Annotated in this window: 9 protein-coding genes and 1 pseudogene; 6 read left to right on the forward strand and 4 right to left on the reverse strand. The window is 38.3% G+C overall.

From position 1 onward, the window contains the following. Positions 1 to 82: 82 nt before the first annotated feature. Positions 83 to 358: pseudogene (locus CWO27_RS01755) on the reverse strand (ATP-binding protein); the annotation flags it as partial. A 166-nt stretch (positions 359 to 524) separates the two neighbouring features. Here CWO27_RS01755 and CWO27_RS01760 point away from each other — a divergent pair. Genes CWO27_RS01760 through CWO27_RS01770 form a run of 3 tightly spaced genes read left to right on the forward strand, consistent with a single transcriptional unit; the run spans position 525 to position 7083 of the window. Then, positions 525 to 3125, forward strand: a complete 2601-nt coding sequence (locus CWO27_RS01760; RefSeq protein ID WP_157937180.1) for an EAL domain-containing protein — start codon at positions 525 to 527, stop codon at positions 3123 to 3125. A 21-nt stretch (positions 3126 to 3146) separates the two neighbouring features. Further along, positions 3147 to 5165, forward strand: coding sequence for an EAL domain-containing protein (locus CWO27_RS01765; protein WP_107898469.1), 2019 nt, complete (start codon positions 3147 to 3149; stop codon positions 5163 to 5165). Continuing rightward, positions 5158 to 7083 carry a transporter substrate-binding domain-containing diguanylate cyclase gene (locus CWO27_RS01770; protein ID WP_102432950.1) on the forward strand — a complete coding sequence of 642 codons (1926 nt, stop codon included), beginning with the start codon at positions 5158 to 5160 and terminating at the stop codon, positions 7081 to 7083. The genes CWO27_RS01765 and CWO27_RS01770 overlap by 8 nt, the downstream gene beginning before the upstream one ends. A gap of 675 nt (positions 7084 to 7758) precedes the next feature. On the opposite strand, the gene CWO27_RS01775 is transcribed toward CWO27_RS01770, so the two are convergent. Beyond that, on the reverse strand, positions 7759 to 9291 hold the full coding sequence (locus tag CWO27_RS01775; protein WP_102432951.1) for a methyl-accepting chemotaxis protein: 1533 nt from the start codon (positions 9289 to 9291) through the stop codon (positions 7759 to 7761). 195 nt (positions 9292 to 9486) lie between these two features. Here CWO27_RS01775 and CWO27_RS01780 point away from each other — a divergent pair, with 195 nt between their 5' ends. Both CWO27_RS01780 and CWO27_RS01785 read left to right on the forward strand, forming a co-directional pair. Next, positions 9487 to 10176, forward strand: a complete 690-nt coding sequence (locus CWO27_RS01780) for a response regulator transcription factor (RefSeq protein ID WP_102432952.1) — start codon at positions 9487 to 9489, stop codon at positions 10174 to 10176. Further along, positions 10173 to 11369 (forward strand): sensor histidine kinase, encoded by a 1197-nt coding sequence (locus tag CWO27_RS01785; RefSeq protein WP_102432953.1) that lies wholly within the window; start codon positions 10173 to 10175, stop codon positions 11367 to 11369. The genes CWO27_RS01780 and CWO27_RS01785 overlap by 4 nt, the downstream gene beginning before the upstream one ends. 46 nt (positions 11370 to 11415) lie before the next feature. Here the strand turns inward: CWO27_RS01785 and CWO27_RS01790 are convergent, their stop codons facing one another. Beyond that, on the reverse strand, positions 11416 to 12003 hold the full coding sequence (locus CWO27_RS01790; protein ID WP_133146458.1) for a peptide permease: 588 nt from the start codon (positions 12001 to 12003) through the stop codon (positions 11416 to 11418). A gap of 223 nt (positions 12004 to 12226) precedes the next feature. Here CWO27_RS01790 and CWO27_RS01795 point away from each other — a divergent pair, with 223 nt between their 5' ends. After that, on the forward strand, positions 12227 to 12880 hold the full coding sequence (locus tag CWO27_RS01795; protein WP_102432955.1) for an outer membrane beta-barrel protein: 654 nt from the start codon (positions 12227 to 12229) through the stop codon (positions 12878 to 12880). A 96-nt stretch (positions 12881 to 12976) separates the two neighbouring features. Here CWO27_RS01795 and tkt read toward each other — a convergent pair. After that, positions 12977 to 14579, reverse strand: a 1603-nt coding sequence (gene tkt / locus CWO27_RS01800; protein ID WP_107898470.1) for a transketolase, incomplete at its 5' end; no start/stop codon positions are given.

Below are 14579 nucleotides of genomic sequence, written 5' to 3' on the forward strand. Positions count from 1 at the left end.
TACTGCGTATTTCGGTGATTGCGAACGCTTGTTTCGGTTTATTCCGAACACCTGAACCAGCACTTTTTCTCTTTCCCTATTTTTACTCTAAGTGTTCGGATTGCGCCAGTTTTCTCATTGATTCTCCTCCCAGTTCTATTCTATGACTATTATGTACCAGCCGATCCATTAGAGCGTCAGCGATGGTGGCGTTGCCGATCATGTTGTACCACTCCTTTACGGGTAGTTGGCTGATGACGATTGTGCTGCTGTTTTGGTAGCGGTCTTCAAGAACTTCTAACAAGTGACCTGCATGCTCTTGAGGCAGTCTTTCCATCCCCCAGTCGTCGAGGATCAGTAAGCCTTTCTTCTTCCGAGAGCTAATTTTTTACTTAACTTTCCTTAAGTAACATTAGTATTTAAGGGGGGGGGGCTTTGGTAGGTTATGAGTTATTTTTATCCATACCGGAATCTGTTAGATGCGAATGAACGAATCGTATGTATATAAAAGTGTGTTGTTCGCATTTATATATTGCGTGCTCTCGATGAGTAAGAGTTTTGCCACGAATATTTTCAATGAGACTCCAACTGTGTATGAAGACTTTAAGACCTTACGAGTTGGGGTCATCACAGGCAGCGCTTCCGATAAGCATGTGAGTGATACAGGTAAAAAGCGAGTTTACGAAAAGTATTTGGATAGCTTAGAGAAATATTTACCACCAGGAATACGAGTAGAGTTACTAAAAGCACCATTAAGTGAACTTTTAGACTTAGCAAAAAGAGGTGCAGTTCATGCGGTATTCGACTTATCCAAAAATGAACGGCGAGAAGATACTTTCTCATTCACTAACCCTATCCGTGATGAGATTGTTTTCATATATAGCAAGTTAGACTTTGAAGAAGGTTTTCAAAGAGGCGATGAAGTATATGCGTTGAAAGGCTCAACTTGGGGAGAGGACGCACAGAGCTACTTACATTCAATTGGCCTTCGTAATAAGGTCTACTATGTAGAAAGCATATCGGATCTTTATAGCAAACCAATCTTTGTAGCGGGTAACACAAGTTTATTAAAACTATATCCACATAAGGCACCTATTACGTCTAATAAATCAATACATGTTGGAATTATAAAAGAATACGCTGATATTTTATTAGATCCTTTTAACTCGGCATTATCGGATGTCGGGGATATATATTTAGAACAGGAAATACAAAATAGTAAATTGGTTGAATTGGATTTAATTGTAGATGTCGATGTAAGGCCATTTTTTAGTCACGACGATAATGATGTCTCCGTGTTGTCAAAATATCAATATTTATCGAATCAAATGGGGGTTTTTAACATAGAACCCAGAGAGTGTGACGATGAAGAGTGCGAGCTAGAAAGTAATAAATTATCACGTCTTACAATTTATTCAGAAGATCTATTGCAGGGTTATTATGTAACCGAGAGCATAGGTTTGTTAAAGCAGAATCTGTTTACATTAGACGGCAATGAGAAAACAGGTCGTGTAGGTGTTTTGCAACGAAACGAGCGAATAGCATATCAATACGGTATAGAGACGATATCTTATAAGTGCTCGAATGATTTGATTGAGGGTTTTGAAAGTGGGGAGGTTGATGGATTTATAGCTGGTGATTTAGATGGTCATTTAGCTATGGCTAACCTAGGCTATGAAAAATATAAAAATCAGTTGATTGGTTATGAGTCTGTTGTGTTCGCAATACCTAAAAATATGAAATACTCTAGAGTTATTTATGACTCTATATCAGATTTGATTGGCACAGCTAAAATTACAGGATTTATTGATAGAGAAGATGTGGCTAATACATATATGATTGAAGAGGCGACGCAGGGTAAATTAGTAGAACGAAAAAAAATGTATATGACATATATCATATCGTTAGTATTGATTTTGACTCTTTGTGCGTATCGAATAAAAATTTATTTCTCCGACGGTATCAATGGATTATACAATAAGAGAATGATCAATCTATTTTATAGAAAGAAGAATCATAGTCATATTTTATTTATAAGGGTGAATAACAATTATGATGATGTAAATGACTTATCTAGGCATCGTAATGATAGTTTAGCTCTACTTACAAAGCAACTTGCCCCTTTTAAGTGTATTAACTATAAAGCCTTTAGATACCTAGATGATGCCATTATTATTTTTGTCGACTGTCATGATGATATGTTGATTTATCAGTGTATAGATGAAGTTTCTCGTCAAATTTCAAAGTATCACCTAATTATAGATGTGGGTATAAAAGAAACGACAGGGGACTGCTGCTCTGATATTAAATTATCAAGCTCTGCGATGCTGGTAAACAGTGCTGAAAAAAACAAAAATTATTGCCATTACGAGTACTCTCAAATAGCTAAGAGTTATATGGATAATCGAGCTATAGAAAATTCAATCAATGAGTGTCTAATTAATGAAGAGTTTGATTGTTATCTTCAGCCTAAAATAAGGCTAGATAACAGTGAACTGTATGGTGTCGAAGTATTAGCTAGATTAAGCATTAGAAATCAGACTATTTCACCTGAAATATTTGTTCCAATATTAGAGTCGCAGAGCAAAATTCATATGCTTGATTATATTATGATTAAGAAAACAATTAACTATATCAACGAAAGATCCAGGTTTGATGTGAACTTTTCTGTCAATGTTAGTTCAACAAGTATTGCTAGTGATGACTTTAGAGAGAAAGTACTATCTCTGATTTCAGTTAACAATGATTTAGATAATCTTGAGTTTGAGATAACAGAAACATTGACTAGAGAGTGCTTCGACCTTGTTCAAAAATTTATACGTGAGGTGCGAGAAATATCTAGAATAAAATTCTCACTCGACGACTTTTCTACAGGTAATTCGTCGTTGTTAGTACTAGATAAAATACACTTTGACACGGTTAAAATTGATAGAAGTATTTTGGAAATACTGAGAAAAAACGAAGGTGGATATAATCATATAAAAGAAATTGTAAATTACATAAAAAGCAAAGAAAGTACTGTGTGTTTAGAAGGAATTGAAGACAGAAATGATTTGGCAATTGCACACGAACTAAAAGTAACCTTTGGGCAAGGTTGGCTATTAGGAAAGCCAATGACAGTTAGCGATTTCAACTTAAAATACTGAGAATTTTTGGCTTAATCTATTATGAATCAAGAAAAAAATAAAATATTTCTAGGCATATGTAATGTCATGGTGACTCTGATACCTATTCCAATTATATCTGGGTTACTTTCACTACTTGCTCACGCTACATCATCATATGGCGATAAAACGGTTTCTTCGTTTTTGTACTCATCTTCACATGTAATACAAGAAGTTTATCCTCTTCTATTGTGTGTTTATTTCTCTTTGTTTTTAAGTAACAAATATAAACTGTCGCGAGCAATGGTTATAACACCATCACTTTCGACCATGTTTATTTTAATAAAAGCTGTCTCGCTAACTAAACATGATGATAATTTTTTCGAAGCATTTGTGTCATCTTCTGTTTTTTTATCAATTATTGTGCCTATTTTTGTGGCTAACCTCTTGAAAAGGATAAGTGAGAAACGATTTTTTAAGAGTGAATCTTTACCACTCGTTGTACAACAAACAGTAAACCTTATAGTTTGGACACTATTAGCGATATTCAGTTTTATTTTTTGTTTTGAATTTGTTTACGAATTCCTTTGCCTCGCTTTAGACAGTGCTAAAGTTGTCCTAAACTCAAATGAATGGGTTGCTCCTGAGTATTTACAAATTGCCTTATATCTATTTTTTAAAAATATTACTTGGTTTTTTGGAATTAATGGAGCAAATTTCATTGGGGAATATGAACTATATGCACCGCAAGGATCATTAGTATTGACTAGTTTTCTTGACCAGTATTCTGCTCTGGGCGGTTCGGGGAGTACGTTGAGTCTCGTCATCTGTATGATTTTGTGTTGGAACTATAGGTATAAAGCATTAGGTTCGATATCACTTTTATTTGGCATGTTTAATATTAATGAACTTGTTATTTTCGGTGTTCCGATTATGTTGAATCCATTCATGATGGTACCCTTCATATTAATACCTATAGTTCAAGCTCTAATAGCTTACTATTTTTTAAGTTTAGGAGTAATCGAACCTGTTATTGATAATTATAACTGGATGCTGCCAACGTTTTATAATACGTTCCATTTATATGGGTGGCTATCAAATGAAATGTTGTTGCAAATATTAAACTTTACAATCGGCGTGATTATATACTTTCCATTCTTTAAAAGAATTAGCAATTTAACCTTTTATTCAAGTGTTAATATGACAAGTGACAAGTTTTTCGACTATGAAGATAGTAGGCAGGCTCTAGGTGTCGGAGATGTTGTTGGTCAGGTTAATAAATCGATAAAGGCACAACGAAATATTGAACGATTGCAGTCTACAGGAAAGTTTGAGCTATTCTATCAACCAATTTGTTCTGAAAATAAATTCTCTATAGTTTCAGTTGAAGCATTACTTCGTCATCGTTCACACGAGGGAAAAATCACACCTCCTACTTTTATCACTGATTTTCAATTGACAGGGATGATTGTCGATTTAGACCTTTGGGTTATTGAAAAAGCTTTATTAGACTTCAAAAAAATTGACATCCCCCTTGATAATGAACTTGAGAATATCGCAATAAACGTTTCTCCAATCACCTTTTTGTCCGATAGTTTTATAAAGAACTTCGTAGGTATTGTCTTAAAAAGTGACGTTGCTTTTTCTGAGATAACACTCGAGATTACTGAGGATGTGCTTATTAGTGATGAGTCGGGAACTGTGGCAAAGATCGCTGAGCTAAGAGGGTTAGGAGTGTCGATTGCGTTGGATGATTTCGGCTCCGGTTATTCTTCCTTAGGTTATTTGTCTAAATACAAGTTTGATAAGGTCAAAATAGATAGGGCGCTGACAAATAATATTGATACTGAGATAGGTAGCAAGCTTTTCATGTTAACAACACAGATTGTAAAAACATTAGGTGCGGTCGCTATAGTAGAAGGTGTGGAAACTGAAAGGCAATTAAAATCTGTGAACCGATTAGGGCCATGTCTTGTTCAGGGTTATTATTTTTTTAGGCCGATGTCATTGTCTGCACTTAATAACCTATTAACGTCAAAATCATCGAAAGCAATAGATAAAGTTTGTGTGTGTTATGAATAGAATAGTTTTAGCCTTATTTCTTTTTTTATTTTCAACATTTACACTCGCAAAAGTTGTTAGGGTGGGTTCTCTAGGGCAAGATATTGTCGTATCTCAGACGCTGAGCAAACTTGAAAAAGATATGAATGTCGAGTTTAAAATAGTGACCTTTCAAAGTAATGAAGAAGCAGTTTCAGCTCTAGAGAACAAAGAGATCGACCTCATTTCTAATATTCATGTAATTGATAAGTTAACTGAACGATTTCGTTTTTCTTTACCTTACTCTTTTGATTATTCGTATGTTTATACCAAAATTCCAATAGACAGCGTTAATGTTTCCGAGCTTTGGATCGAACAGGATAGTGTCTATGCAAGCTTACTTAAATTACGGAACTCAAGTAGTCGCATTATCATGAAAACTTATGATCGTACGCTTGGTTTTGTGACGAGTTTCCACTACCCAGATAATGCTGTTGTCTTAGGAAGTATGGAGCACTTAGAAAAACTACTGTCTCAAGGTTATTATGCGGATCGAACGGTCAACTCTTGGTTTGTTCCACCTGTTGCGTTTGCTGGTCTAAAAGAGGGTGAAGGTAGGCTTATTTCTGATATTAATCTCGCTATACAGAACGGCTCTTATTTGTCTCAGTCATCGAATATTATTGAGATGCAAGAAAGGCAAGCTCGTATCTCTGGATTACGCAAATCAGTGATTGCTCACAATATAGTTTCGCCCATTACCATTCGCTATAAAGCTGAAGACTTAGAGACCGATGGTTTAATAGAAGATTCCAGCGCGAGTAAAACTGCAATAAATGAAGCATGTACTTTGCTTGGTTTTCAATGTCAGTTTGATAATGAAGTCGATGAGTCTTGGCTAAGCGTCTATGATAGTTTGTTAAACGAAGAAATTGATATGATATCTGGTATGGCAGTCAATGATAGTCGAAGCCGTCTTTTTAGTTTTAGCGAGATATATTATTACCCTGAGATGTACCTCGTTGGTAAGTTAGATCAGTCGGGTCGAAATATTATTCTATCTGAATTAACTTCCGAACGTATTGGTGTAGTTAGGGGAGATTTCTTCGAACAACTATTCAATAAATTCTTAACCAGCAAAAAACTGTATTTATATGAAAGTCAAGAGGCACTGATACAAGCTTTGGTTGCAGGAGAGATCGATTTTTTGCCAATTGGATCGATTAATTACAACAAGCTTATGTATGAAACAGGCTACAAGCTTCCGATTGATATCGTTAATAGGTTTAAGCTTCCAATAGATTATGGAGTTGCGATAGCTTTTCAAAACAACGAACAAGGTCGAGTTTATGCTAAGCTGTTTTCAGAGGCAATGCAGATAGTAGATTTTCCAGAAGTCATTAGCAAGTTTAGTGACCGAAAGGATTGGCGAGCCTCCATGATAAAAATGAACAAATTTATCGAGTTTGCTATATCGATGATAGTGATTACTGGCCTACTAATGCTTTCTGTAATTGTTGCTTTGTATCATGAAGCAACAACCGATCAGCTTACTAATTTGGGTAATCGTAGAGCCCTTTATCGTAAGTCAAATTCCAAAGTAATAAAAAACTCAGTAATCATATATGCCGATATCGATAAGTTTAAATTTATTAACGATACATATGGTCATGAAGCTGGTGATATGGTTTTAGAGAAGTATTCTCAAATTATATCAACGAAATGGCCAGGGAGAGCATATCGTATCGGAGGGGACGAATTTATACTCACAGCCAAACGACTATCACCAGGTCTGAGCTCTTTAGTCTCTGAACTTAAATCTTTTCGTGTATTTGTTGAAGGTATAGAAATGTGTGTTGATGTTTCTATGGGAAGTTTAGTTATAAAAGAAGATAATACCTGTCTTAGAGAAGCTCTTTCCCAGGTTGATGTAAGGATGTATAAAGATAAAATAGTATAAGTATCAAAGCTGCCATAATTCTTAGTCATCAGAAATAGGTTATCTGCCTTAGATAGCACTAGTCTATGAAAGATATATTGCTTATTCTTTTGACTGTCAGACGGCTAAGTTTGGCAGTTATTAGTTTGTGCCTCGAGGTAGAAGGGACTGTCAAAATTATTCAATCTACCTTTTAGTTTTTCCGTAAATACGTGCCCCCGCTTCAAGTATTAGATACCTGTTCCCGATTGAAAAGTCGTCAAATCAACTAGCTGGTGATTTCCTAGACACCAAGCCTTCGTCCAAAGTTCTTATTCATCTCTGTAATTTTGAGGATTAAGGTACTCATTTAAAACCCTTAGCTTTTCTGACCTATTTGGGGAGTTTTGTGTTAATAAGTTTTGCATAGCTCAAATAGTCGAGGAATATTGTAACGACGCAACTGGTTAACTATTTCGAAGTATAGCGATGCTTACTTATGTACATGCTTGGATTAGGTTCAGTGTTGTTTAACGTATTTCACGCCGACCGGGGCATTGTCTAGCCTAAGTCTGCCAAACTTTTGGGGAAGGGGAGGTATTATTTATTAGGATAAGGCCACCATGCCAATGAGTCAGAGTTCGCTACCTACTGGCATGGTGATTATTATGGTTAAATGTTAGGGTTAAAAACTTGTATTGAGCTTTGTTAGCTGTATTAAACTTGCCTAAACTGGGCCACTAAGTTTTGTTGATCTTCTAGATATTGAGTCAGTTGGTCACTTGACTTGGTACTAGATTCGGCAGCATGCTGATTTTCTACTGATTTGTCATATATCTGTTGTATCGACTGGTTCATTTCGTGACTAACAGACGTCATCTCTTCAATAGCGGTTGCAATTTGAATGCTTCTGTCAGATATGTTGTTCACGTTTAGTAATGCATCATTAAGCTCTCTCTCCGTCTCATCAGAAGCCTCGATACATGAGCTGGATGCATCAATAGCGTCATCTATTAACATGGCGGCTTTACGGGTTTGACTTTGAATTTCAGATGTCAGAGTGGTGATTTTTAAGGTTGCATTTTGGCTTTGCTGTGAAAGAGTTCTCACTTCGTCTGCTACCACCGCAAACCCTTTACCATGTTCTCCTGCGCGAGCAGCTTCAATTGCAGCATTTAGAGCTAACAGTTTTGTTTGTTCTGAAACTTTACATATCAAGTCCACGACTTCGTCTATGCTGTCGAGCTTTTCGACTAGCTTGATTATAGAACTCGATGTTTGAGTCAACTCATCAGAGACGCGTGATATGTGTTGTGCTGTTTCGTTGACTGCTTTTTTACACTTGTCTACTGACTCTATAGAAGTTTCCGCGTTCCTCGATGTGCTAGACGCGTTCTCAGCAATTTCTGAAATCGCACTGCCCATTTCAGTGATCGCGGTTGCGGTTTGTGATAATTGATCGTTTTGCTCACTAATATTAGTCAATGTAATATTTGCAGCAGTCATATTATCTTTCGCAGTATTGAGTGTATCTGTATTGGAGGCTTGGATTCTTCCTACTACGGCGTTTAACTCTGATTTACGCATTTTCAGTGCAAGTTCAATTTGGCTAACGTCATCTAGACAACCGGTATATATTAGCTGTGCTAGAGGGTTGTCATAGATCTTCTGTGCGCTTTTTGTTAACTTATCTAGTCTTCTTGTTAAAGCAAAAGTTGACGTCATAGAGAGCGTAAATAGTCCAAAAGCTAAACTATAATTCACCGGTGTTGCGTAGGCCAAAGCTAAGAATATTGGAGCATTTGATAGCGTTATTTTTTGCCAAAGCTTTAGTTTTGGTAGTGATAATCTTTTTATCTTTTCTCCATTATTTAGGCGTTTGTATATATTGTTAGCTCTGCAAATATTCTCCTGATCTGCAATTAGCCGAACAGATTGGTACTCCACAGTTTTTCCATTCAATTTTATTGGGGTTGCATATGCATCCACCCAATAATAATCGCCGTTTTTAGTTCTATTCTTTACGAGCCCCATCCAAGATTTTCCGGATTGCAAATGTGACCACATATCCTTAAATGCAGCTTTTGGCATATCCTTATGACGAACTAAGTTATGTGGTTGCCCTTTTAGTTCTTCATAACTAAAACCCGCAACGGTACAGAAATTGTCGCTGGCGTAAGTAATATAGCTATGTAAATCTGTTGTTGATAGCAAGTTAAAACTAGCAGGAAAAGTTATTTCTTTACTCAATTGACATGACCCCCGTCAAATTATTATTCACATCAAATTACATCGCTTGTATTCGTATCGATAGTAATCGAGTTAAAGACTAATCAAGTAACGACGCAGCATAATCCAAAGGCTGTCTTACATTGGCTTAAAGAAGCCTAAGCTACTTTAAGGTATACTTTAAGTTGTTTAGTAGGCATAAAAAGAGGCTGTCAAATGTTAGACATATTAATTATTGAAGACGATAACGAGTTGAGAGAAATGCTCAGTTACTTACTGTCAATTGTTGAGGGGTTTAACGTTGATTCTTTAGCGACGGGAGAAGGAGCGATAGAGCACATTGAATCGAAAAAGCCTAGGTTAATTTTGTTAGATATACAACTTCCCGGGCAATCTGGTTTGGAAATCCTAAGCGAAGTAAAACGAAAAAATATACCGTCTGCGATTATCATGATGACAGCCAATGATAGTGAATTATGCGAAACGAATTCTCTCGTTTTAGGGGCGCACGATTACGTTTCGAAGCCTATTCGCAGTAATGTGTTGGTAGAGCGTATCAAGCGTCAACTAAGTGCGGTTGACAAAAAAGTAACTATCTCTTGTGATTCAAACAACTTCTACTTGCGCGAGCAAGATTCAGCTCTTATTTATAACGACATTGTTGTTAGCTTGATCCCTTCAGAGTACGAACTAGTTGAGGTTTTAATCGATGCCAATATGCCTATGATGGTTAGTGATATTTTCGAGAAGATTCATGGATTTAGTTACCATGTCGAAGACCGCTCCATTTATATGCGTATTTCTTCATTACGTAAAAAGTTACTTCGTTACTTACCCGAGATCCAGCTAATTAAAAATCGAAGAGCTAAAGGGTTTTATTTAGCACATCCAGTGAGCAAGTTATGAATGCTTTTTTGTCTCAAATCGTTGCATCTGTTGTTATAGGTTATTTAATTAGTTCGGTATTGTCTTTTAGCCTTATTCTGCCTTTGAAAAAAGATGCAGAACGTGAGCTCAACCTTAAACGCGTTGAAATGGTTATTGAAGGTTTTATTGAACATGATCAGAGCCGGCAAATTGGTGCAGATAATGTTTGGCGATTTCAGTGTGATGTCGTTTCTGATACTGACAAAATCCAATCGAAAGGCGACATTCATACAATTGTAAAACGTTACGATACTGACCGTTTTATTCTCGGTGCATTTAACAGTAAAGCATATCAGGATGACGCACATGTTAAGCGACTTAGGTGGTTAGGTTTACTTGATGGTCTGTTACAGGTTACATGCACATTATTAGTTCTCTTGATATCACTGAGGACCTGGTCGAATGGCTTGAAAGAAATGCAGCGATTATCAACCGAGTATATGAAAGGAAACTTTGCGAGTCGCGCTTGTAGAACAGGTCCTGAACCTATTCGTAACTTAATCGATAACCAGCATATCATGGCAGAATCGCTGAGTAACTTGATAAACAAACAAAAAGTTATTTATGCATCTTTGCCACACGACATTCGTACCCCGCTAGCTTCAATTCAACTGACTAGTGATATGCTCCTTTATGAACAAGGTGATAATCAGTATCTGACAAAGAAATTGGCCACTCAAGTTGATAGTTTGAACACCTTATGTGAGAGCAGTTTGTATTTGTTTAAATTGATGAACGGAGATATCCAAGCGGTAAAAAGACAAGTTAACCTGCAAACTATTCTATCATCGTTCAACAATGTTCTTGGTTCACATCAAACGTTGACAACATATGGATGTGATACGTTGGTACAGACAGATAGCGCTATCGTAAGAATTGTATTTCTCAACATTATCTCGAATGCGTTGAAGCATGCAAAAACAGAAATCACGGTCTCTTTAGCTCGTTATCCCAAACATGACGTACTACGTTTTTGCGATGATGGTTGTGGCATAGAAGAGAAAATCATCAGCGCGTTCAATGCGGGGACGCTAGGGGAAATTAAATCACAGCAAGGATATGGTATTGGATTAATACTCATATCTGAGTTGACGAAGGTTTTAGATGGGATTGTTTTGCTTTCAAACAGTAACGTTGGAGGAAAAGTCACACTCGTGATTCGTAGAGGGTAGTCTTGCTGCTAGGAGGAAGTGTACTTCCTCCTAAGAACCCTATACGTTATGCGTCTTTTAGACGGTTAAGTGTATCGATAAACTGATCAATAGAACGATGGTTCGATAAATTTACGCTGAATTTGCCATTGACGACAAATGCAGGAATTGCCGAGATTCGGGCGGTCTCTGTTAGATTTATAGAGTCGTGGATCATTGATTCGACTTCAACGAGCTGATCTTCTGACAACTGCTGTGTATTGAGCAATTTAAAATCCGAAAATAATAAATCAGCATCCGAAAGTTTCAATTCACCAGTTGATTGTACGATTGCAAATAGTTCGTAAAGCAAAGCATGCGGAACCGGGTCGACTTGCACTTTAGCTGTATAGTAGAGCCTTGCCGAAGTTTCAGTCAGATCATCAAAAACTGCATGAATACGGTTGATTTCTAGCTCTTTTAGTCGACTATTCTTTTCGAATAATGTCGACATGTTCCAACACGGGTTACAGGTCAATGAGAAGTATTTGTCTATCGATTTATCAGAAGAATAAGCTTCAGCTAAAGGTGTATAAAGTTCTTTTTCGAAAAAAGCTGCATTGGCACTGTTACAGGCAAGCATTATTGTAAATGAAGTGAATAGTCTTCTAAGCATCTCGTTACCATTGTTGATTAATTACTCTATACAATCCTATATTGCGGCACTTTTTAGTTCTTTAAGTAAATGTAAGAGGCTAAGCGTATACACAGATGGTGTTGGTTTGCACAAAAAGGAAGTGGGGACTTCTATTTGTAAAAAATTGAAACAAAAATAAAACACCGTTCAATTGAGGTTAAGTTACACTTCTCATATTCTAATCAAAAGACAGAGCATCAGCATGCGCCCCCTTATTGTTACCACCATTTGCTTAAGTTTTATTAGTGTTCCTTGTATAGCCTCTAAAGGATCAAATTATCTCTATACGGGATATCAGAATACGAGGGTGAGCGACGATGGTTTTCAAGATTATTTTGATGGTGCTTACAATAACTCAGGGAGTAAGCAGCTTTACGGTGGCTATGTCGGCGGGAACTATGCCTTAAACGATACTTTCTTCGTCGGCTTCGACTCGTCAGCAACCACACGCTCTTCAACGACACTGTCTGATTTGTCTATTCAGTTGGGCTGGTATCAGCCCATTACTTCACAGGTTGAGCTTTATGCCTCTGGTGGTGTGAATTGGGTTAGGCCGGAAAGGCGCTCTTCGTGCCGTAATGACACCATTTGGGATCCGTGTGATCGAGAGACCATTAAAAATTACGATGAGGGTTTTATTGGTGAGGCGGGGGCGGTCGTTTCACTCAATGATCGTTGGTCACTGCAACCTTTTTATCGCTATTCAGATACCCATCAACATGGTCTAAATAATTTCGGGATTGTGAATTCAGTTGATATTCTTTCTTGGCTCGCTGTCGATGCTGGATATGACCATACTTATAGCAAAAACCTAAAGCAGAATACGATTCGAGTGGGGGCGCGGTTTACGTTTTAGCGGCTAAAGGCGCAAAGATACAAAAAAGCCCTGCATTTTCATGCGGGGCTTTCTGTATGCATCAACCCATTTGAGGGCGAGACAGTGTATTCAAGATTAAGCTAGAAGCTCTTTCGCTGTGTTTACTACGTTTTCAGTAGTGAAACCGAACATCTTGAATAGCTCACCTGCTGGTGCAGATTCGCCGAACGTTGTCATACCGATGATCTTGCCACCGAAACCAACGTATTTGTACCAGAAGTCAGCGATGCCAGCTTCTACAGCGATACGAGCAGTTACGTCAGATGGAAGTACAGACTCACGGTACTGCGCGTCTTGCTTGTCAAATGCGTCAGTTGCAGGCATAGATACTACGCGTACTTTCTTACCTTCAGCCGTTAGTTCAGCAGCAGCGTTAACCGCTAGTTCAACTTCAGAACCTGTTGCGATAAGGATAAGCTCAGGTTTGCCTTCACAATCTTTCAGGATGTAACCACCCTTAGCGATATTAGCTACTTGCTCAGCGTCACGATCTTGCTGTGCAAGGTTTTGACGAGAGAAGATAAGTGCAGAAGGACCATCTTTACGCTCGATTGCTAGTTTCCAAGCAACAGCAGACTCAACTTGGTCACATGGACGCCATGTGCTCATGTTTGGCGTTAGACGTAGAGAAGCGATCTGCTCAACTGGTTGGTGAGTTGGACCATCTTCGCCTAGGCCGATAGAATCGTGTGTGTAAACTTGGATGTTCTGAGTTTTCATCAGAGCAGCCATACGCATAGCGTTACGAGCGTATTCCATGAACATTAGGAAGGTTGCGCCGTATGGTACGAAACCACCGTGCAGAGCGATACCGTTCATGATCGCCGTCATACCGAATTCACGTACACCGTAGTGGATGTAGTTACCAGAGAAGTCGTTTGCTTCAAGAGACTTAGAACCAGACCACATAGTCAGGTTAGAAGGCGCAAGGTCAGCAGAGCCACCCATGAATTCTGGTAGCATAGCACCGAATGCTTCTAAAGCATTTTGAGACGCTTTACGTGAAGCGATGTTTGCTGGGTTAGCTTGTAGGTCAGCAATGATTGCGTTTGCTTTCTCTTCCCATTCAGCAGGAAGATCACCGTTTACGCGGCGTTTGAATTCAGCTGCCAGCTCAGGGTATGCTGCTTCATAAGCTGCAAGTTTCTCGTTCCACGCTGCTTCCTTAGCTGCGCCTGCTTCTTTCGCATCCCACTCTGAGTAAACTTCCGACGGAATTTCAAAAGGACCGTGCTCCCAACCTAATTCTTTACGTGTTGCTGCAATTTCTTCAGCGCCTAATGGTGCACCGTGACAGTCGTGCGTACCTGCTTTGTTTGGAGAACCAAAGCCAATCACTGTTTTAGTACAGATTAGAGTAGGGCGAGGGTCTGCTTTAGCTGCTTCAATCGCTGCGTTGATAGCGTCAGAGTCGTGGCCATCTACTGATGGGATTACGTGCCAGCCGTAAGCTTCGAAACGCTTAGGTGTATCGTCAGAGAACCAACCTTCCACTTCACCATCGATAGAGATACCGTTGTCATCCCAGAAAGCAACTAGCTTACCAAGACCTAGCGTACCCGCTAGAGAACATGCTTCGTGAGAGATACCTTCCATCAGACAGCCATCACCCATGAATGCATAAGTGTAGTGGTCTACGATGTCGTGGCCTTCTTTGTTGAACTGTGCCGCTAGCGCT

Source organism: Vibrio sp. 10N.286.51.C3 (genome assembly GCF_003050065.1).
GTDB lineage: Bacteria > Pseudomonadota > Gammaproteobacteria > Enterobacterales > Vibrionaceae > Vibrio > Vibrio crassostreae.